The organism is Marinobacterium rhizophilum DSM 18822 (assembly GCF_000378045.1).
Taxonomy (GTDB): Bacteria; Pseudomonadota; Gammaproteobacteria; order Pseudomonadales; family Balneatricaceae; genus Marinobacterium_A; species Marinobacterium_A rhizophilum.
This window is the reverse complement of the sequence record NZ_KB899094.1, coordinates 53,493-72,985: the sequence shown is the minus strand read 5'-3', so window position 1 is coordinate 72,985 and position 19,493 is coordinate 53,493. Positions and strand designations below refer to the sequence as shown.

At 53.7% G+C, this 19,493-nt stretch carries 20 protein-coding genes and 1 pseudogene; 17 read left to right on the top strand and 4 right to left on the bottom strand.

What is annotated here, in order from left to right; translation table 11 throughout:
- Positions 1-65 precede the first annotated feature (65 nt).
- The 13 genes and pseudogenes from F451_RS27125 (at position 66) to F451_RS0107935 (ending at position 8,559) form a co-directional block, all read left to right on the top strand.
- Entirely contained in the window at positions 66-464 is a 399-nt protein-coding gene (locus F451_RS27125; RefSeq protein ID WP_083928379.1) for a GFA family protein, read from the top strand.
- A 131-nt stretch (positions 465-595) separates the two neighbouring features.
- Positions 596-967 carry a calcium-binding protein gene (locus F451_RS0107975; RefSeq protein WP_026291601.1) on the top strand — a complete coding sequence of 124 codons (372 nt, stop codon included), beginning with the start codon at positions 596-598 and terminating at the stop codon, positions 965-967.
- 73 nt (positions 968-1,040) lie between these two features.
- Positions 1,041-1,679, top strand: coding sequence for a hypothetical protein (locus tag F451_RS0107970; protein ID WP_020680832.1), 639 nt, complete (start codon positions 1,041-1,043; stop codon positions 1,677-1,679).
- Positions 1,680-1,761: 82 nt separating this feature from the next.
- Entirely contained in the window at positions 1,762-2,427 is a 666-nt protein-coding gene (locus F451_RS0107965; protein WP_020680831.1) for a DUF4145 domain-containing protein, read from the top strand.
- 108 nt (positions 2,428-2,535) lie between these two features.
- Positions 2,536-3,063: a hypothetical protein gene (locus F451_RS27640; protein WP_156826409.1), complete on the top strand. Its 528-nt coding sequence runs from the start codon at positions 2,536-2,538 to the stop codon at positions 3,061-3,063.
- Between the two features lie 85 nt (positions 3,064-3,148).
- Positions 3,149-3,754: a class I SAM-dependent methyltransferase gene (locus tag F451_RS0107960; protein WP_020680830.1), complete on the top strand. Its 606-nt coding sequence runs from the start codon at positions 3,149-3,151 to the stop codon at positions 3,752-3,754.
- Between the two features lie 651 nt (positions 3,755-4,405).
- On the top strand, positions 4,406-5,059 hold the full coding sequence (locus tag F451_RS0107955; protein ID WP_020680829.1) for a DUF5343 domain-containing protein: 654 nt from the start codon (positions 4,406-4,408) through the stop codon (positions 5,057-5,059).
- Positions 5,060-5,061: 2 nt separating this feature from the next.
- Positions 5,062-5,655 (top strand): Swt1 family HEPN domain-containing protein, encoded by a 594-nt coding sequence (locus F451_RS0107950; protein ID WP_020680828.1) that lies wholly within the window; start codon positions 5,062-5,064, stop codon positions 5,653-5,655.
- A 136-nt stretch (positions 5,656-5,791) separates the two neighbouring features.
- On the top strand, positions 5,792-6,256 hold the full coding sequence (locus tag F451_RS27635; RefSeq protein ID WP_156826408.1) for a hypothetical protein: 465 nt from the start codon (positions 5,792-5,794) through the stop codon (positions 6,254-6,256).
- A 79-nt stretch (positions 6,257-6,335) separates the two neighbouring features.
- Positions 6,336-6,611: pseudogene (locus F451_RS27120) on the top strand (LysE family translocator); the annotation flags it as partial.
- A gap of 130 nt (positions 6,612-6,741) precedes the next feature.
- Positions 6,742-6,891, top strand: coding sequence for a hypothetical protein (locus F451_RS27630; protein WP_156826407.1), 150 nt, complete (start codon positions 6,742-6,744; stop codon positions 6,889-6,891).
- 90 nt (positions 6,892-6,981) lie between these two features.
- Entirely contained in the window at positions 6,982-7,422 is a 441-nt protein-coding gene (locus F451_RS0107945; RefSeq protein ID WP_156826406.1) for a hypothetical protein, read from the top strand.
- A gap of 255 nt (positions 7,423-7,677) precedes the next feature.
- On the top strand, positions 7,678-8,559 hold the full coding sequence (locus tag F451_RS0107935; protein WP_020680825.1) for an alpha/beta fold hydrolase: 882 nt from the start codon (positions 7,678-7,680) through the stop codon (positions 8,557-8,559).
- Positions 8,560-8,590: 31 nt separating this feature from the next.
- On the opposite strand, the gene F451_RS0107930 is transcribed toward F451_RS0107935, so the two are convergent.
- Positions 8,591-9,931, bottom strand: coding sequence for an ABC transporter substrate-binding protein (locus F451_RS0107930; RefSeq protein ID WP_020680824.1), 1,341 nt, complete (start codon positions 9,929-9,931; stop codon positions 8,591-8,593).
- Between the two features lie 767 nt (positions 9,932-10,698).
- On the opposite strand from F451_RS0107930, the gene F451_RS0107925 reads away from it, so the two are divergent.
- Positions 10,699-11,604 carry a dienelactone hydrolase family protein gene (locus F451_RS0107925; RefSeq protein WP_020680823.1) on the top strand — a complete coding sequence of 302 codons (906 nt, stop codon included), beginning with the start codon at positions 10,699-10,701 and terminating at the stop codon, positions 11,602-11,604.
- Positions 11,605-11,758: 154 nt separating this feature from the next.
- A complete protein-coding gene (locus tag F451_RS0107920) occupies positions 11,759-12,898 on the top strand; it encodes a sterol desaturase family protein (protein ID WP_020680822.1) in 1,140 nt (379 codons plus the stop codon).
- Positions 12,899-12,959: 61 nt separating this feature from the next.
- Here the strand turns inward: F451_RS0107920 and ilvY are convergent, their stop codons facing one another.
- Positions 12,960-13,847 (bottom strand): HTH-type transcriptional activator IlvY, encoded by an 888-nt coding sequence (gene ilvY, locus F451_RS0107915; RefSeq protein WP_020680821.1) that lies wholly within the window; start codon positions 13,845-13,847, stop codon positions 12,960-12,962.
- Between the two features lie 249 nt (positions 13,848-14,096).
- Between ilvY and ilvC the strand changes: the two genes are divergently transcribed.
- Positions 14,097-15,572, top strand: coding sequence for a ketol-acid reductoisomerase (ilvC, locus tag F451_RS0107910; RefSeq protein ID WP_020680820.1), 1,476 nt, complete (start codon positions 14,097-14,099; stop codon positions 15,570-15,572).
- A 107-nt stretch (positions 15,573-15,679) separates the two neighbouring features.
- Positions 15,680-17,101 (top strand): molybdate ABC transporter ATP-binding protein ModF, encoded by a 1,422-nt coding sequence (gene modF, locus F451_RS0107905; RefSeq protein ID WP_020680819.1) that lies wholly within the window; start codon positions 15,680-15,682, stop codon positions 17,099-17,101.
- 59 nt (positions 17,102-17,160) lie between these two features.
- Here the strand turns inward: modF and F451_RS0107900 are convergent, their stop codons facing one another.
- Positions 17,161-18,426 (bottom strand): DEAD/DEAH box helicase, encoded by a 1,266-nt coding sequence (locus F451_RS0107900; protein ID WP_020680818.1) that lies wholly within the window; start codon positions 18,424-18,426, stop codon positions 17,161-17,163.
- 233 nt (positions 18,427-18,659) lie between these two features.
- Positions 18,660-19,472, bottom strand: a complete 813-nt coding sequence (locus F451_RS0107895; RefSeq protein ID WP_020680817.1) for an EcsC family protein — start codon at positions 19,470-19,472, stop codon at positions 18,660-18,662.
- Between the last annotated feature and the right edge of the window lie 21 nt (positions 19,473-19,493).

Sequence of the window (19,493 nt, the reverse complement as noted above, 5' to 3'; positions counted from 1 at the left end):
GGGACCTCCGCAGCTACGCTGCTTCGGCCCTTTAACGCGACGTTATCACTCAAGGAGGATACTCAATGAGTCAAAAGGGTAGTTGTCTCTGCGGAGGAATCCAATACGAGATAAGTGGTGAGTTAACTGATGTACTGAACTGCCATTGTTCAATGTGCCGAAAGCTACATGCTTCTGCGTTCAGAACTCGGGCGAAAGTACATAGTTCAGACTGGAAAACGGTCAAAGGCGAAGAACTATTCAAATTTTACGAGTCATCGCCGGGGGAGCATAAAGGGTTCTGCTCGAATTGTGGTTCTAGCCTCTATACGAAGTTTGATACAAATCCTGATGTATACGGCTTTCCCCTTGGAACATTAGACACTGATCCGGGAGTAAAAGCACAACGCCATGTGTTTGTTGACAGCAAAGCTCCTTGGTTCGATATTACGGATGATTTACCTCAACATGCGGAGTATGACTGAGTAGGTGATAACAAATTGCTGTTGTCGCCGCTGCGCGGCTGGGACCTCCGTTCCGCTGCGCTTCACTGCGGCCCCAAAGCAAGGCGTTATACGGCTCAAACAGCGCGCCTCACATCTATTTAGGAGGAACCTTGACACAACGAGAGAAAGAACGAAACCGTGAAGATCGTATCGTCATGGAGGCGATCGTCGATGCTTATGGTTCAGAAGAACAAGCGATGGGGTGGTACTACTACCTAGAAGGTAAGATCAGCTTCCCCTTGAAGGCTCGTTGTGAACGAGAGCGTTCGAATTCGCCATTATACATTGGCGAGGAAACCATAGTTGAGCGTATGGCGCCTGAAAACGAATGTTTACGTGAGATGTTTGTAATGATACAGAGGCAGGGGTGTTCACTCGGTGTACCGCTGTCACAGCTCAATGCAGTAGATGCTGAAGAGAAAACCGTTGAAGCCCTCGGTGATTGGCATTATTGGGTTGATCGAGGCTACGAATTTGGCTAAGCACCGAGAGAGCCGTATAACCAGGGACTCCAACCGACCGCTAAAGCGGCGGCTGAGTCCAGGCGTTAGACATATGAAGATATATCTCGACACAAACGTTGTGATGCACTCCGCCACAGAATACCGGACACAGGATATTTACTTTGGTGGTGCTAGAGCTGGTGAGCCTCTTATAAGAAGAGGGGAAATAGAGGTCATAAAAAAGCGGAAAGCCAGAGATCCGAAGCTACGTCAGCAAATTGAGGCATTGCCTGAGTTAGCAGGAAAGCTAAAAGATCTAGGCGTAGAGCCCGTTATGGACTATGAAAATTTTATTGAAATACGGAGGGCAGGAAGATTTCGAAAAGAATATTTTTATGGAAGTGAAATAAAGGCTTCCGATCGAGCTCCACAATTCAGAACATTAGTTGGCGGTTCAAGATGGATGAATTCAGACCCTACAGAAAACTTATTCCATAATTTTCTTGATGGCCTTAAGAATAAAAGATTTATTCAAATAGCGAAACAAGTTGGTGCATTTCAAGGAACGTATAAGAAATACAATCAACTGGCTGACGCGTATTTTCTATGGTGCGCGGAATTAAACAAGGTAGATTACTTCCTTACATTGGATTTTAATCTACAAAAATACATCCATAAAGCATCACGGCTTGAATATATACCTCAAGTCATAACACCCACAGAGTTATTGAATGTATTGCAAAAATCCTAACAATGGTAAGCACTTGACCCCAAAAAGCTACGCTTTTTCGGTCAAGTGTTATAAGCGTTAGATTTCAATAAATGAGAAAAGCATGGATAGACAAGTAATATTTAAGCGTTATAAGGAATTGGAAGATGAAATATCTCCCCATTTGGTTCTTTCAGCTGGTAGTGCGTTATTTTCAGCCAGCGAAGAAATAAAGGAAAAACAATTTTTTCAAAATAATCTACTCACTTGGATAATAAAAGCTTCAAATATAATAGCTAGAACATGCGGTGAAAACTCAATTCACTTTAAAAAATTTGAAGCTGTAGCCGATAAGGTTAACGAAGAGCTTGCATTTCATACTATTATCAAGCTAAGAGCTATTTTTTGCGCTGCAAAAGATGATTTCGAAAAAGGTTTCATCTTTGAAATTAAAGAAATTGCTCAAGCTGAGATATTTGAAGATGAATTAGATCAGGCGCAGGAGTTACTTAATCATGGTTATTTAACAGCGGCAGCAGTAATTTCAGGGACAGTTCTGGAGTGTAGGCTTCGATGGTTATGTGAGAAAAATTCTTTACCAGTAGGCAAACTTGATAAAATGAATTCTGATCTTTCAAAAGAAAATATATACAACAAAAATATCCAGAAGAAAATTACAGCATTGGCCGGCATTAGGAACAGTGCGGCGCATGGAAAAATAGAAGAATTTAACAACAATGATATAAGCATTATGATTGTAGAAATAAAACGGTTCATTGAGGGTCTATAGAGTGAATAAATATAACAAAACGTTGAAAGTCGTTCGCTTCGCTCACTGGGACCTCAAAAGCTACGCTTTTTCGGCCCTTTAACGCGGCGTTAGAGTGCATGTAAGCATATGCAACAGATTATCGAATTGACGTTAGAGCAAGTAGATGCTTACTCAAGCATCAAGCCAGTGCTGGATGGAAACATTTTCCACGTAACTCCACTGCGTAATCTAGATCCTATTCTTCAAGCCCAAGAAATACGCCCGAACAGTAGTGGTAACTTAGAGGGAGCGTTCGGAAGTTATATTAACTCCTATGCAAGAATTAGAAACCGAGTATCTCTATTTGATTTTCACAACCCACCCGAGTCTAAAATTGAACAGCATGTACGCAAATGCTTGCCTACTCGTGGCGCTTCCTCTGATCAACCGTTAGCTTTCTTGTTCCTATCAGAGAATTTCTGGCCTCAAGTCATACCATATTCAAGAGAAGAGTTTGAGGCTAATTTGGGTCATCAAGTTGTGCCGTACGTTGAGGCAACTTACCCAGGCCCAATCCCGCTGCATGCAATTAACAAAATATTCAGAATCACGTTTGCTGAAGACCCTAATTCACTTGCAAGTTTATTAAAAAGGGCGCATAAAAATGCACTCTAACAAAAAGTTCAACAACGCTCGTTCCTCGCTCGGACGCGCTAACGCGCGCCGGTTAACTTGGCGTTAGACGGCGAGGAGGAATCATATGAACTGGAAATTTTCTTACGCCATCGGCTTTCATCCCTGGGAGGAAACCGACCAGGAATTTTTTCAATCCCTGGCATCGCTCCTAGAACGAGATGAGCAGGACCGTGAACCGCCCTACGGGCGTGCCCTGGATATAGGTACGGGTAGCGCCATTTGGGGCATCGAGCTGGCCAAACGGGGCTGGGAAGTGACCGGCGTAGACTTCGTGGACAAGGCCCTGGACCGGGGGCGTGAGCGGGTCAAAGCCGCTGGTGTGAAAATGAAGCTGGTGCAGGGGGACGTTACCCGGCTATCAGAAGCGGAAGTAGGTTCCGGCTTCCGGCTTATCCTGGATACCGGCACCTTCCATGACTTCGATACTGAACAACAGCAAGGGATGGCCCGCAGCGTGGACGCCCTTGCCACCGAGGACGCAACAGTTATATTGCTGTGTTGGCCACGGCGCATCCGCCCGTTGATCAGGGGCGTGAGCCGCGAAGAAATCGAATCCGCCTTTGCAGGTTGGCAGATCACTGACGTGGAGCCGTCCTTCTTTAAACTTCCGTTACCCTTGGAATGGGTGCTGCGCCCGGATGAGCACTGGTACCGCCTGCGCCGTGGATGAGTTTGACACGTCGTCTAACGACCCGTTGCAGCGGACGGTCCGCTGAACCGGCGCGTGACCTTCCGATTTGCCCCCCCCGACGCGATGGATATCGATTACGAGGATTATCATTGACCATGACCATGACCATGACCAGGTTCTGGGGTCAGGTTCTGGGGTCAGGTCTTGCCTTTTGCTAAGGGGCAAAAGACAAGACCTGACCCCGCTTACCCCTTACTAACTTCGAGAACGAGCCTGATCCAGAGGATATCTAAAAAACATTAACTACGCGCCTTCGGCGCCGGACGCTCGTACCTCGCGCCGGTTATGTTAGCTTTATATTTTAAGTGGCTACTAAGTGGCTAACGGGTTGACGCACTCAGGCCAATCCGTTCATCAAAGCCACTACCGGGGGTAGCAGACATAGACCATTCAAAATTGCCGTAGAAACAGATGGTTACCCAACTGAACATAAAAATGGATATGAGGCTTGGTGATCGTTTTGTCGGATGGATTCTGGTCGGGAAAATGGCCTGAAGGATTGATGTTCAATGGATTTCTCCTGGTTTTGGCGTATGTACGTCAGGTAATAGTGACTTCGGGAAAAACGGCCTTCGAGGCCATGATACAAATGTTAGAAGCATCCAATAGCCTAGGTTGAAGGAGAATAATATGGCGGATAATTTACCTTACAGCACTTCTGTTGGCGTGCTTGAAAAAGTACTCGAAAAAATCAAAACGGCATCTGTTCCTGAGCGCGTCACGCAAAATTTCCTAAACACGAAATTGGGGTTAAAGGGTGGTTCAGCAAATGCCTCCATTCCATTTATGAAAAAAATGGGTTTTGTAGCTAGCGATGGATCGCCAACAGAACTATATAGCGAGTTTCGTAACCCAAAGAAGTCGCGGATTGCCGTAGGTAAGGCATTCAAAGATTTGTATGCTCGTCTTTATGAAATGAATGAGTATGTGCATGATGCTTCTGATGATGAGGTCCTTGGTTTAATAGTCCAATGTACAGGTGGTGAAAAGGACTCACGTGTAACACAGCAAACGCTATCAACTTTTAATATGCTAAGGAAAATTGCTGACTTCGATACTGAAATCGCAGAAGTTGAGGAAGTTGAACCTGAAAATATGGGCGAAAATAATAAGTTTAACCAGTCGTTACCATTACCTCATTTTAACCAAGGCTCTTCGCATGGCTCACAAGGAAAATCAATAAATCTAGCGTATACGATAAACTTAAATCTTCCGGCAACTAAAGATATTGAAGTATTTAACGCGATATTCAAAAGTCTCAAACAACACATATTGGATGATTAAAAATGTCTTTTGTAGATAAAGTAAAATCTTTCGGTATGACCAATATGCTTTTAGAAACGGATTTGGATGATGTCGAAAGGAGATATGATATTGAGTTACGTGAAAAAAACGAAAAGAGTGAACAAGTCAAAGATATCGAGCGAACTTACGTCCCCCAATTCGAAGAAAACCTCCGCAAAGAGGCTCAATACATGGCAAGAAATTATGAGCTATTTTACTGCTTGGAGAAAACTATCAGACAGCAAATATCTGAATTGTTAGAGGCAACGGAGGAATCTGACTGGTGGAATGATAAATATGTTCCTCAACACATAGTTGGAGAGGTTAAAAAAAGAATTCAAAGAGAGCGGGAAGCGGGCATCACACCCAGATCTTTGGACCCGCTGGACTACACCAACTTCGGCGAGCTAGGCGAGATAATTAAAAAAAACTGGTCAATATTTGCTAGTGTTTTCAATAATGTAAAAGCTGTTGAAAAAATAATGTTCAATCTGAACACCCTTCGGAACCCAATAGCTCACTGTAGTCTCTTAGCCGAGGACGAAAAACTCAGACTAGAGCTGAGCTTGAGAGATTGGTTCCGGTTGGCAGAGTAAAGCTTTTAACAAGCGCAGGCACAAGGACAAGGACAAGGACAAGGACAAAATTTACGCTGCGCTCCAATTTTGCCCGTGCTGCGGGCGTTAGGTCGCCGAGTTACCCACGAACAGTAGACAACAAAGGACGCAATCTATGTTTAAAAAAATATTACTAGCTTCAATATTATTTTCAGGGCCTGCAATGGCAGACTCGGTTAGTTTTGATACTGGCAAAGGCGAATTCAAGATAACTAGCGAGATGTATAACCAGACATATAACATTGGAAATGAAAAAATAGGGCAAACAGAGTACTTGGCCGTTGAGGCCAAGCGACTTAAATCAGATGCTGGAACAACGGTTGTTGCTATTACCGGATCTGTTGGCGGAAGCGGTTGTGCTGAAGTTGTTTCCATTGCAACTATTTTAGAAAAAGGAATTGTTTTTAGTCCAATATTAAATGCCTGTGGTGGTGTAAAAGATATTTATGTAGATAATGGCGCTGTAATAGTTCAGGCTTTAGATAAAGATGAAGCAACACCGATAAAATACAAAGTCAAAGGCGATTGGGCTTCAGAGAATGATGGACCGCTAACTAGTGATTATAAATTTATCGAGTAGAGATTAAGCCTAACAAATAAAGGCAGTGGACGCGTAAACGCGCCGCTGCTTTGAGCGTTAACTTAAAGGAGAATAAGTCGTGACACTTATGACTATCCTATTATTCGTACCAGCGTGCTTTGCATTGAACATGGCACCTGGCCCCAATAATCTTCTTTCGATGGCGAATGCAAAACGTTATGGCATCAGGGCTGCCTGCTTTGCTGGGCTAGGTCGGCTTGTTGCATTTGTAGGTATGATCACTCTTGCTGCTACAGGGCTAGCTACAGTGCTCTATACGTCCGAAAAATTATTTTTCGCAATAAAGGTCGTCGGAGGAATCTATCTACTTTGGCTGGCCTTCCAGTGGGCTGCTAGAAATGGTGTGATAATTCCAGTGCGCATGCCGTTATGCGCAATTGTTCCTCTTCCAGGCCAAGCCTGCTGACGAGCCGGCGACATTCCGGCGAAAAGAGAATAAATGTTACCATTAAAAGGAGTTAATCATGGCCGTAAAACATACGCCAACAGGTATTGTTCACCAAGGGAGTAAAGGTGGAACAACCGGATGTGGTACTGATACGAAGAAGAACCATGATCACTGGGTGCAGTCATCAGAAAAAATAACCTGTGACAAAAATGGTTGCAAAAATTGACAGTCGTTAGAAAAATATAAAAAGGCAATGCTGTCGGGGACGCGCTAATACCCGCCCCTGGCTGCGATGTTATATCGCAGAGAGATCATCATGGAACGAAAGACGTCAAAATACGGAAGTTTTGGGATTATTTTAGGCAGCGTGGCGTTGCTCATGGCGTTAATGCACTTTTGGGCAGGTCCATTTTCGCCACAGCCCACACTTGAAACGATCGTTGCGGAAAAAGCCGCGTCAATCCGCACCGCAGCCCTGGACGCGCTGAAAGGCAAGAAGCCTGTTCAGGACTACAAGAGTCCGCAATGGGATACCGACAAGATCATGGAAGTTGTCACAGCGTTGTTGGGGGGCCTGGCTTTCATACTCGGCATTACCGGGTATGCGAAGAAGGAGCCATCGCGCATTGCCGGTGGTGCCGCAGTACTGGGGATCAGCGCCATTTCCTTCCAGTTCCTCGCGATGTACGCCATGGCTTTACTGGTCGTCATACTGATCGCAGCCGTCTTATCCAGCTTTGGCATTGGCGCTGGATAAAACGACTGCAACCCAAAAATCGTCGTTTCGAAGGGACAGAGGGATTGGGTTCAGGTCTTGATTTTTCCCCACTCTCACCCGGTTAGATTGACGACTACACTGGGTAGATCAGCCTGCTCGCTGTCGAACGCCACGTCATGTTGATCGCGGCCAGCAGCTTCGGTAACGATGTGTTTGATGTTGTGTGTTTTGAGCACCTGAACGATCTGGTGGGTATGATCCCCATCGTGCGGGCTCTGGAAAGGGGTGAATCAAATGCTTTTCACAAGTGACTTTGTTAACGCTCGAATAAAGACCAGCGGTGCTGAAATCAATCTCGTCCACGGTGGTACCGGTCGTCCCCTGTTGCTGTTGCACGGATATCCGCAGACCCACGTCATTTGGCACGAGGTTGCCCCCCGCCTTGCCCGTGACTTTCATGTTATCTGCCCTGACCTGCGCGGCTATGGCGACAGCTCAAAACCGCCAAGCGCGCCGGATCATTCCCCCTATTCCAAGCGTGCGATGGCGCAGGATATGGTCGAAGTGATGGAGGCGCTTGGATACAGTGAATTTTCTGTGGCGGGTCATGATCGTGGGGCCAGGGTGACACACCGAATGGCGCTCGATTATCCGGACAAAATCCAGCAAGCCTGTGTGATGGATATCGTACCGACCTACCACATGTACAAGACGACCGACCAACATTTTGCCACAGGCTATTACCACTGGTTTTTCCTGATCCAGCCAGATGGTTTACCTGAGCGCATGATCGGCGCTGACCCCGCCTATTATCTTTCTGAAAAAATGAAGCGCTGGAGCGCGCCTGGTACGGTGTTTTCCGATGCCGCAATGGCTGAGTACATTCGCTGTTTCAGCCAGCCAGACGCCATTCACGCATCCTGCGAAGATTATCGTGCTGCCGCCAGCATAGATCTAAAGCATGATGAAGAGGATCTGAACAGGAAGCTTGAGTGCCCACTGTTAGTCTTGTGGGGCGCAAAAGGATTTGTGACCCGTACCTACGATGTCCTTGGTGTCTGGCGCGAGCATGCCAAAAACGTGCAAGGCAGGGCCCTGGATTGCGGCCATTTCCTGCCAGAAGAAGCACCGGCGGCTGTCTGCGAGGAATTACTGCGTTTTTTTGGTAGCGAGTAATGCGGCTGAAAACGCATGCGCAGGCCTGCAGCTATCCCCGGGCCATCAGCCAGGGCGGTGCCTGGAAGCGCTGATCGGCATACTTCAACGGCCAGATGATTTTTGACTCGCCATTGAACAGCTGCACCATCGGAAAGTAAAACCCTTCCATGAACCGGCCTGTCATGACCTCATTTGCAGACACAGCCCGCGGACCAGGACCCCGTGCAAAACGGTAATGGTGCCAGATCCCTCGATACGGGGAGCGATACGCAGTGCTGATGAGCTTTTCGAGATCGAGGCTGGCGGCGTTGTTGAGAATCCTTATGGCCATGCGCGTGTAATCATACTGCAAGCCGGCCGCCGCGATATTGGGATAATGACCGAACCTGGTTTGGTAGCGCCGCACCCACCAGCGCTGCCACAAGGCAATCGGCATCGCCGCATCCATGCTGATGATATAATTTGAAGCCTCACCGCTCTGTTCATACCAGTCGCTGCTGCCCCGCAAGGAATCCGCAACCAACAGGGCCTCTACACCAACCTCGCGAAACTGCCTGACAAAACTGGTGGCCGCGAGATTCCCCGTATTGGTGAACGCGACGAGCGCAACCTTTTCCTGGCGGTAACGCTGAAGCAGCTCATAGTAATCGGTTTGATCGAGGCGCATTAAATCAACAGCAAGCGGATCGAACCCCATGCCCTTGAGTGTCGAGCGCATCGCCTCCCCCCAGCTTTGGCCCCAGGGCGTGTCTTCGGCGGCAATCGCCACTTTCAGGCTGGCCGGCGTCCAGAGCCCCTGCTGACGAAAATGATTCAGTGGGTCGCGGTACAGCGGATTCAGTCTGGCCGGTGACGGCCAGCCCTTGAACCAGAAACGGTATTTCAGCGGGTCATGATTGATCTTGTCAGCAATCGCCTGGGCGGAACCGAGGTTCAGGTGCATAACGCCGTACTCTGTCTCAATATCCATCACCGACAGGGCGACAGCAGAATGCCAGCCCCCGACCATCAGGGTTATCGGGTAGCGGGAAAACGCCTCGGTCACGGCCGCGCTGGCCGTCGCCGGGTTCGACTGGCTGTCGATCCAGACGGGTTCGACCTCCTGCAGCCGCCCCTGGATCCTGACCGGTATCTCGCCTTCGGCACGGGCATCGTCCAGCGCCATGAGTGCGCCCTGGCGAATATCGCGCCCGGTGCCCCGCGCAGGCCCGCTAAAGGGCCCCATAATCCCGACGTGCAGCACCTCGTCGCCCGCGGCCTGCACCGCACCCGATGACCAGGGCAGCACAGAGGCCGCAGCCAGCATGCCTGCATTTTCGAGAAAACGGCGGCGACCGGGCAGTGGCTCCGTTCGGCTCGGCAACGGCTTAAAGCCGACACGCTCGACCATGACACGCCCTCCCGACGTTAATGCACAGCGTTTTCGATAATCCGGCAAGCAAGCGGACGGCGCATTCCGCATCATCATTGCCCGTGGCCAACCCGCGCACCGCAATAGCCTGCAGCTCCACACCGATATACCGGTACCTGCGGGTGCGAAGGATAAATACGCGGGGAAACCCCATTGCCCGCCACGCAGCGGGCCCTTTAGCCCAAACACGCAGGAGGCCCTTTAGCCCAAACACGCAGCGGGCCCTTTAGCCCCCAAAAGAGTAGGCGCAGTTACGCGGACCTGCTGTTTTTTTTCAGGGCAAGAGGTGACGTTCGCAACGGCCTGCGGCCCTTGACTAAGCATCCCTGCGCCCAGCAAGGCGCAATGTGAATTATCAAACAACCTTGATATGCCCGCCCGCGCAGCTACCGCTCGCCTGAAGATCGGGTTCTGTGGTCTTGCCGCGTGCCAGCCCCCACGAAGGATCGGAAGGGCTCTTTCTGCGAATGGATAGTCGTACCGCGGACCAGCAGAATCATACGCAGCACAAAAAGACTGCATCGCCAGCACCTGTGCTTGCATAACCAAAAGACTCGCAACTACTCGGCAACTACGACGGATTGATCTTCCAGCGGCAATCAGCCGTACAACCGTGGGCTACACGCATGCCGTGTGCCCCACGCGTGTGTAAATGATTGTAAAGTTCAGCGGCATGGCAGGTGCTTGCGCCGCTTTCTGCTAGCCTGAATAACGCTGATTTTGGCCGATGACCAGGAGGTTATGTTATGCATGCTCACAAGAGTAACAGCGCGCCACAGGTGATACCCCAGGAAGCCTTTGACTGGTACGACGAATACGCCCACGGCGACATCACCCGGCGCGAGTTCCTGTCTCGCCTGTCGACCCTCACGGCATTGGGGTTCAGCATGAGTGTGCTGTCAGCGGCGCTGCTGCCCAATTACGCGCTGGCCGAACAGGTGTCGTTCAATGACGCCGATATCAAGGCGGAATATGTCACCTTCCCCTCGCCCGAAGGCTTCGGCGAAGGTCGGGGCTACCTGGTCGTTCCCACATCCGTAACCGCCTCAGCGCCGGTGGTGCTGGTTGTGCATGAAAACCGCGGCTTGAATCCCTACATCGAGGATGTGGCGCGCCGGGCTGCCAAGGCCGGCTTTATCGCCTTTGCCCCCGACATTCTGTACAGCCTGGGGGGCTATCCGGGCAATGATGATGAAGGCCGGGCAATGCAAAGCTCGATGGACAAGGCCAAGATCGAGCAGGACTTTATGGCCGCGGCCAGGTTCCTCAAAGCGCACCCGCTGAGCAATGGCAAGCTGGGCGTGGTGGGTTTCTGTTTTGGCGGTTATATCGCCAACATGCTGGCGGCAAGCCTTCCCGATGTGGTGGATGCCGCGGCGCCGTTCTACGGTACGCCGCCGGCCAAGGACATCCGCATGAACATCAAGGCCCCCCTGCTGATTCACCTGGCGGAACTGGACAAGCGCGTCAATGCCACCTGGCCCGACTATGAAGCGGACCTCAAGGCCGGGGAAAAACAGTACAGCATGCACATGTACGACGGGGTCAACCACGGCTTCCACAACGATTCCACCGAGCGTTACAATGAGCCCGCGGCGGAGCTGGCATGGAGCCGAACGATCGAGTTTTTCAACCAGTACTTAAAGGGGTAGGCTCAAGGGCTGCTCTCAAGGGCTGCTCTCAAGGGCTGGTCTCAAGGGATAGTATTGAGGACTGGTCTCAAGCGGTGCTATCCCTCGAGACAGCACCGCCACCGGCCCCACCCGCAACCCGGCGGCGTCACGGAACGACAGGTACAAGCCCACAATGAAAAACGACTACCCCTACCGCGAACGGGAACTGGCGCTCGACCCCGAACGCCAGTTTCGCTTTGGTGAAGGTAAGATCAGCGGTTACTGCTCGGTGGCGCTCGGCACGCTGAGCCTGCTTGCCGTGCTGGCTTACCTCTACCCGGCCTGGTTGACGACCATCGAACTGCGCCAGGCCTACGATGCGGCCTTTCTGCAACACTTTCTAAAATACGGCATGTATTTCTCGCTGCTTTTTGGCGTGCTCAGCTTCGTGTTGAACGGCTACAAGCGCCTGGGTGCAGCCGGCATCCTGCTGACCCTGATCGCCTTTGCGCTGGGCGGTTACACTGTGCCAGTCGGGCCGGTGGAACCGCGCCGGCTGTCACTGGGGGTCGACTGGCTGATACTCGCCTTTCTGGGCTCGACCATCGTTTTCATGACCCTGGAAAAGCTCTTTCCCAAGTACCGCAACCAGGTGATTCTGCGCAGCGAATGGGGACTGGACCTGTTCTATTTCTGCTTCAATCATTTGGCCATCTCGGCCATCCTGATTTATGCCAACTACCACGCCAGCCACTTCGACTGGGCACTCAGCCAGGCTGTGCAGGATACGGTGCGCTCGGTGCCGTTACTGCTGCAGGTCGTGATCATCATCCTGTGTGCCGATTTCGTGCTCTACTGGGAACACCGCCTGTACCATGAAGTGCAGCTGCTCTGGCCGATCCATGCCGTGCACCATTCGATCGAACACCTCGACTGGCTGGCCGGCTCGCGGGGCCATTTTGTTCAGGTGTTCTCGGAACGTGCCATGGTGATGGTGCCGCTCTATCTGCTGGGTGCCGACAAGGCGGCGCTGGATATCTATGTGGCCTTTGCAGCATTGCAGGCCATTCTGATTCACTGCAACCTGGGGCTTTCGTTCGGCCCGCTGAAATATATCCTCGTCACGCCGCAGTTCCATCACTGGCACCACAGCTCGGAAAAACCCGCCATCGATACCAATTACTCGGCCCATACGGTGCTGTTCGACCGGCTGTTCGGCACCTACCACATGCCCAACGAGCACTGGCCCGCGGTCTATGGAACCACGGTGCCACTGCCCCGAAGCTACCTCGGACAGATGCTCTACCCCGTTACCAAACACTGGAAAAAATAGCCCCGATCAGGTGCCCTGTGCAGGCCCGCCGGATTGGAACATTCGGCGAGCCTCGGCAGGTTTAGCTATCCGCCACCAGCGACCAGAACGCATTCACCAGCGGGTTCTTCAGATTTTTCTTCAGCGCAAACATGCCGACGTCGTAGGGCTCCAGTGCCGGCTGTACATCCAGTATCTGAACGCGGTCAGCCAGAGGCGCGTGCTCCAGCACGATTTGCGGCACCACGCCGATCCCCAGCCCCAGGCTGACCATGCTGACGATCGCTTCGTTACCCGCGACCTGGGCATAAATGCGTGGGTTAACCTCCATATTTCGAAACCAGGAATCGATCCGGTTACGGGCCAAGCCACCTTCTGCCAGGATCATCGGCGTTTGTGCCCATTGCTCGGGTGAGGCCGGCGCAACGACCGGCACATCCAGATCCGTGCGCTCCACCGGTGCAATAAAGACCAGCGGCGAAACCCGGATGGGCTTAAACGCCAGGCCCCTTGGCAGCGAGCGGGGGTGCGCGGCGATGCTGATGTCTTCTTCGCCGGCAATGACGCGGGCGACGGCGAGCTCCGGGTCGCCGGTATGCAGCTTGATCTCAATGCCCGGGTAGTCGTGGCGGAAGCGGTTGAGCAGATCGAACAGCAGGCTGTACACCGCTGTCACCGAGCAGTACAGGCTGACTTCGCCATGCAGCCGGTCAGAACCGTCCGCCAGCTCATTGCGGATCAGGTTCCACTGGGAAATCGCCTGGCGGGCATACTGCTGGAATTTCTGCCCCTCGCTGGTCAGCACCACCGTGCGGTTGTCCCGGCTGAACAACTCGACCCCCAGCTCGTCCTCCAGCTGGCGAATATTGCGCGACAGGGCGGAAAGGCTGATGTGGCAGGCCGCGCTGGCACGGCCAAAATGCAGGTTGTCCGCCAGTGCGAGGAAATGTTTCAGGTTACGTATATCCATAAGAGCGCATATTAACCCATATTGCATAATCTGGTGCATTACGTTGCGTTTATATCGATTTACGAAAGGATGTGACTTCGTTAAAGTAGCGCCATTGAAAAGTCGGATTGGGCTGCACGTCTGTCCCGGCCGGGGCGTATAATAGTTGGCTGGGCCTGTTGAGGCCGCCCCTGTATCGTCCTCGCACGCCCGACTTACTTGCTGAATGTGCTGCCCTGGCAGCTACTTAAATCAACGGAAACTTAAGTCATGTCTAATAACTACTTTAATACCCTGCCGCTGCGCGTGCAGCTTGAGCAACTGGCTAAATGCCGTTTCATGTCCATGGACGAGTTCAGCGATGGCGTTGAAGCTCTGAAAGGCAAGAAAATGGTTGTTATCGGTTGTGGCGCCCAGGGTCTGGCCCAGGGTATGAACCTGCGCGACAGCGGCTGCGATGTTTCTTACGCCCTGCGTGATTCCGCCATCGCTGAAAAGCGTCAGTCCTGGAAAAATGCCACCGAAAACGGTTTCACCGTAGGTACCTACGAAGAACTGATCCCGACTGCAGACGTCGTACTGAACCTGACGCCTGACAAGCAGCACACCTCTGTTGTCAACGCAGTTATGCCGCTGATGAAGCAAGGCGCCTGCCTGTCTTACTCCCACGGTTTCAACATCGTTGAAGAAGGCATGAAGATCCGTGACGACCTGACGGTCATCATGGTTGCACCCAAGTGCCCGGGTTCAGAAGTCCGTAACGAATACGTGCGTGGCTTCGGTGTACCGACACTGATCGCGGTTCACGAAGACAACGATCCCAAAGGCGAAGGCCTCGCCCTGGCCAAGGCATACGCTGCGGGTACCGGCGGTCACAAGGCGGGCGTTCTGATGTCCTCTTTCATCGCTGAAGTTAAGTCCGACCTGATGGGCGAGCAGACCATCCTTTGCGGCATGCTGCAGACCGGCTCCCTGCTGTGCTTCGACAAGATGATTGAAGAAGGTATCGAGCCTGGCTACGCCTCCAAACTGATTCAGTACGGTTGGGAAACCATTACCGAAGCACTGAAATACGGTGGCGTAACCAACATGCTGGACCGCCTGTCCAACCCGGCCAAGATCAAGGCATTCGATCTGTCCGAAGAGCTGAAAGACATCATGCGTCCGCTGTACAACAAGCACCAGGACGACATCATGGATGGCACCTTCTCCAGCGGAATGATGGAAGACTGGGCCAACGATGACGCCAAACTGCTGGGCTGGCGTGCAGAAACGGCTGAAACAGCCTTTGAGAAAACACCGGCTGGCGATGTAGAAATCTCCGAGCAGGAATACTTCGACCACGGCATCCTGATGGTCGCCATGGTTCGCGCGGGCGTTGAGCTGGCCTTTGAAACCATGACCGCTGCCGGCATCGTGGCTGATTCTGCCTACTACGAGTCGCTGCACGAAACGCCGCTGATCGCCAACACCATTGCACGCAAGAAGCTGTACGAGATGAACGCAACCATCTCCGATACGGCAGAATACGGTTGCTACCTGTACAACCACGCGTGCCTGCCGCTGCTGGGCGACTTCATGAAGGGCATCAAGTCCGACGTTATCGGTCGTGGCCTGGCGGTCGACGACAACGGTGTCGACAACGCCCGCCTGATCCAGGTGAATGCTGCCCTGCGCAGCCACCCGGTTGAAGCGATTGGTGCGACTCTGCGCGGCCACATGGCTGACATGAAGAAAATCGTTTAAGACAGCCGCACTATCAACCGGGCACTGCCCGGTTGATCGACGGAAAAATAAAGGCTGGGAAGTGATTCCTGGCCTTTTTTTTAGGCAGAATTCGCACGGGCGGGCCCATGACTATTCGTTTAGAAGATCTAACCGTTAATTTCGACGAACGTTTCCAGCTCAACAACATCAACTGGCAGATTGAAGACAACCAGCACTGGGTCGTGACCGGTGCCAATGGTTCGGGCAAGTCTGCACTGGCGGCAGTACTCGCCGGCGCCGGTAACTGCGTTGGCGGGCAATTGTCCGGCGTGCCCCCCCGGGTCGGGCTGGTGTCATTTGAAGCCCAGGCAGCACTGATCGAAGCTGAACTGAAAAAGGACGATGCCGACATTATGGACGTCATCGCCGAAGGCACCCCGGTGCGGGAGATTCTGCTCAACGGTGAAACCGATCCGGCCCTGGTGGCCGAACTGGCGAGCCTGTTTGGCCTGGAATCCCTGCTGGACCAGCCTTTTCGCAAGCTCTCCACCGGGGAGTCACGCAAAATGCTGCTGGTCCGCGCCCTGGCGAGCCAACCGGATCTGCTGGTGCTGGACGAGCCGTTCGATGGCCTGGATGTACACACCCTGGCCATGCTGCAGCAGTACCTCGCAACACTGGTCGAGACCACGCCAATGGTGCTGGTACTGAACCGGTTCGACGAATTCCCGGACTTCATCACCCATATTGCCTATGTCGACAAAGGCCGGCTGGAACACCAGGTGGATCGCAACGATGCGAGTGCGTATGCCGATCTCTACCAGCTGCTGCATCTGAAAACCACCGACCTGCAGGTACCCGGGGCCGACCCGGACGCCGCCATTGCAGCGCTGGACCCGACGCAACCGCTGGTAAAACTCAACGGCATCAACATCAAGTACGGTGACCGGGAGCTGATCAAGGATCTGCACTGGACCATCGAGCGCAACCAGCACTGGCAGCTCAGCGGCCCCAACGGCAGTGGCAAGACCGGCCTGCTGTCGCTGATCACCGGCGACCATCCGCAGTGCTATGTGAACGATATCTTCGTGTTTGGCTTCCAGCGCGGCAGCGGTGAAAGTATCTGGCAGATCAAGCAGTATATCGGTTACGTGTCGACGGCCCTGCAGTGGGATTACCGGGTCGGCACGGGCCTGCGCAATGTGATCATCTCCGGTTTCTACGACAGTATCGGCCTGTACACCAAGAGCACGAAACGCCAGCGCCAGATTGCCGACCAGTGGCTGGCGCTGCTGGGCATGAGCGGGCGGGCCGACCAGCCGTTCAACAAGCTGTCCTACGGTGACCAGCGCCTGCTGCTGATCGCCCGCGCCATGGTGAAGCACCCGCCCCTGCTGATTCTGGACGAGCCCTGCCTGGGTCTGGACGACATGAACCGCCAGCTGGTACTGGCCCTGATCGAGAAGATCTGTGCCGGTACCGAAACCTCGGTAATTTACGTCAACCATCACCCGGAAGACCAGATCCAGGGGATCGACAATTACCTGGCGCTGGAAGCTGCGAAATAAAACTGCTTTGCGAGCCTCAGTGAGGCTCGGGCACCTTTCCCCGCGCTAGCAGCCTACCGTTAACGGCGGCCCCGGCCCTGCTGCTGGCCCGGTTTCTTGCCCGGTTTCTGTCCCAGGGCGCGCTCCCGGGCGCGTTTTTTCTGGGCGCCCTTGCTGGCGTTGCGGGGTCTTTTCACCTCTTTCGTGGGGTCCGGTTCATAACCGGGCAGCCATTGCTGCGGCAGACGGCTGTCGAGGATGGTCTCGATCTCTTCCAGCAGGTAGTTTTCCGCCGGGCTCAGCAGCGAGATCGCAATGCCGGAGCCCCCCGCGCGACCGGTACGACCGATACGGTGAATGTAGTCCTCGGCGTTATAGGGCAGCTCATAGTTGACCACATAGGCCAGCTGATCGATGTCCAGCCCGCGTGCCGCCACATCGGTGGCAACCAGCACGCGGATGGCGCCCTCCCGGAAGGCTTCCAGCGCCCGTTCACGCGCGCCCTGGGATTTGTCGCCGTGGATCGACTGGGTTTTCAGGCCGTCCTTGCACATCTCGCTGGCCAGCTCGTCGGCACCCTGCTTGGTGCGGGTGAAGACCAGCACCTGGTGCCAGTTTTTGCTGCCGATCAGGTAGGAGAGCAGCTCGCGCTTGCGGTCGGCATCGACCGCGTAAACCATCTGCTCAACCTGGCTGGCAACGGTGTTGCGGGCATCCACTTCGATCAGGGTGGGGTTAGTCAGCAGGCTTTTACTGAGGTCAAAAATCTCCGCATCAAAGGTGGCGGAGAACAGCAGTGTCTGCCGGACTGCCGGGATCGGCTTCAGAATACGACGGATCTCGTCGATAAACCCCATATCGAGCATACGGTCGGCTTCATCGAACACCAGGTGCTGTACCCGGGACAGATCCGCAGCGCCACGGCCGATCAGGTCCAGCAGGCGGCCGGGGGTAGCCACCAGAATATCCACGTCACCCGCCAGCGCCGCCATCTGGGTATTGACGCTGGCCCCCCCGTACACCAGCGCCGTCTGTAACGGGCTGTGTTTGCCATAATCGACAAAGCTTTTATACACCTGCTGGGCCAGTTCGCGTGTCGGCGTGAGTACCAGCGCCCGTATGGCTCGCCTGCCGGTGCCTGCGATGGGCGCCTGACTCAGCATTTGCAGGATGGGGAGCGCGAAGGCAGCGGTCTTCCCGGTGCCGGTCTGGGCGCCGGCCATGATGTCCTGCCCCGCCAGGATGGCCGGAATGGTGGCCGCCTGAATCGGCGTGGGTTCGGTATAGCCCTGCTCCGTGACTGCATCAATCAGTGACGGGTGAAGACCGGTGGTGGAAAATCCCATAGCGTTGCTCGGCTCTGTTGATCTGTTTGTTGATCTGAACGATGACTGCGCGTGTACGACCCGCCAGAATTAGGCGCCGGCAGTGTAACAGCTGTGCTCTGATTCGGGGTAGATCAAGGCGGCGTAGCACAGCGATAAAATCGCTGCTGCTTCGCTCACGAGAGCAAAACCGGGAGCAGCAGCCATCAGGTGGGCGCAGGACACTCGAACGAGGACGTTACGCCGCGCTGACCTCAATCCTGCCCGTTGCTGCCCGTCGCAAGCTCCAACGACATATAGGCCGCCCGAACCGGGTCCGCGCCGTAGATTCGCTCCAGCCGGCGCACGGTAAAATGCCCGCGGGCCACATCCTGGAAATGTCCGATAAACAGTGTATTGATCAGTGCGCCCCCCGCGGCACCCACCAGCGGTACGGCCTGGGCCGCCGCTTTCTGCGTCACCGGAATGCTGAAACGGGCGGCAATCTGGCTGACCAGCCGCACCATCACCGGTGCACCGTCCTTTATGGTCGCCTGGGTTGCCACGTAGCGTGCGGCATCAGTGATGGCACTGGCCAGCGCCGCCCTGACACCAAAGTAGCCCGATTCCGCCGCGTCATCGCTCTTGCTGCTTCCCCCGAGCGCAAACACTTCCAGGCAGGCCAGCCTGGATTCCGCCAGCGCCAGGTCCTCCCCCTCCCCGCGGGCAATATCCGCGATGGAGCGCAGCATGATGGTGGTGGAAACCGGCAGTTCAATGGCCAGGGCCGCCAGCCCGAAGGCACCGCCGGCGGCACCACTGAGCGCAGCCCCGATCCTGTGACTGCGCATCGACGGCGCCTGCTGACGCTCACCCAGGGTACGCAGCGCCATGTCGAGTGCCATCTCGAGGGACTTGGTCGCCGCCGCCAGGACGGTCTTTTGAGCCGGTGCCGGCACCAGCGCCATCGCCCGGTCGATCGGCATGGCCAGTGACCCGGCAATGCGCGCCGCCACGCCGGGGTTTTCCAGCAGCCGTTTTGCAACGACTAACGCATCCATGTCCTTCGCTGCCAGCGTCTGTGGCATAAAGGCTCCTGCATTTTTCAC

Bases quoted from the DNA above. Each gene is read 5' to 3' on its own strand.
- F451_RS27125 (WP_083928379.1), top strand. From the start codon at position 66: ATGAGTCAAAAGGGTAGTTGTCTCTGCGGAGGAATCCAATACGAGATA.
- F451_RS0107970 (WP_020680832.1), top strand. From the start codon at position 1,041: ATGAAGATATATCTCGACACAAACGTTGTGATGCACTCCGCCACAGAA.
- F451_RS0107965 (WP_020680831.1), top strand. From the start codon at position 1,762: ATGGATAGACAAGTAATATTTAAGCGTTATAAGGAATTGGAAGATGAA.
- F451_RS27640 (WP_156826409.1), top strand. From the start codon at position 2,536: ATGCAACAGATTATCGAATTGACGTTAGAGCAAGTAGATGCTTACTCA.
- F451_RS0107960 (WP_020680830.1), top strand. From the start codon at position 3,149: ATGAACTGGAAATTTTCTTACGCCATCGGCTTTCATCCCTGGGAGGAA.
- F451_RS0107955 (WP_020680829.1), top strand. From the start codon at position 4,406: ATGGCGGATAATTTACCTTACAGCACTTCTGTTGGCGTGCTTGAAAAA.
- F451_RS0107950 (WP_020680828.1), top strand. From the start codon at position 5,062: ATGTCTTTTGTAGATAAAGTAAAATCTTTCGGTATGACCAATATGCTT.
- F451_RS27635 (WP_156826408.1), top strand. From the start codon at position 5,792: ATGTTTAAAAAAATATTACTAGCTTCAATATTATTTTCAGGGCCTGCA.
- F451_RS27630 (WP_156826407.1), top strand. From the start codon at position 6,742: ATGGCCGTAAAACATACGCCAACAGGTATTGTTCACCAAGGGAGTAAA.
- F451_RS0107945 (WP_156826406.1), top strand. From the start codon at position 6,982: ATGGAACGAAAGACGTCAAAATACGGAAGTTTTGGGATTATTTTAGGC.
- F451_RS0107935 (WP_020680825.1), top strand. From the start codon at position 7,678: ATGCTTTTCACAAGTGACTTTGTTAACGCTCGAATAAAGACCAGCGGT.
- F451_RS0107930 (WP_020680824.1), bottom strand. From the start codon at position 9,931: ATGGTCGAGCGTGTCGGCTTTAAGCCGTTGCCGAGCCGAACGGAGCCA.
- F451_RS0107925 (WP_020680823.1), top strand. From the start codon at position 10,699: ATGCATGCTCACAAGAGTAACAGCGCGCCACAGGTGATACCCCAGGAA.
- F451_RS0107920 (WP_020680822.1), top strand. From the start codon at position 11,759: ATGAAAAACGACTACCCCTACCGCGAACGGGAACTGGCGCTCGACCCC.
- ilvY (WP_020680821.1), bottom strand. From the start codon at position 13,847: ATGGATATACGTAACCTGAAACATTTCCTCGCACTGGCGGACAACCTG.
- ilvC (WP_020680820.1), top strand. From the start codon at position 14,097: ATGTCTAATAACTACTTTAATACCCTGCCGCTGCGCGTGCAGCTTGAG.
- modF (WP_020680819.1), top strand. From the start codon at position 15,680: ATGACTATTCGTTTAGAAGATCTAACCGTTAATTTCGACGAACGTTTC.
- F451_RS0107900 (WP_020680818.1), bottom strand. From the start codon at position 18,426: ATGGGATTTTCCACCACCGGTCTTCACCCGTCACTGATTGATGCAGTC.
- F451_RS0107895 (WP_020680817.1), bottom strand. From the start codon at position 19,472: ATGCCACAGACGCTGGCAGCGAAGGACATGGATGCGTTAGTCGTTGCA.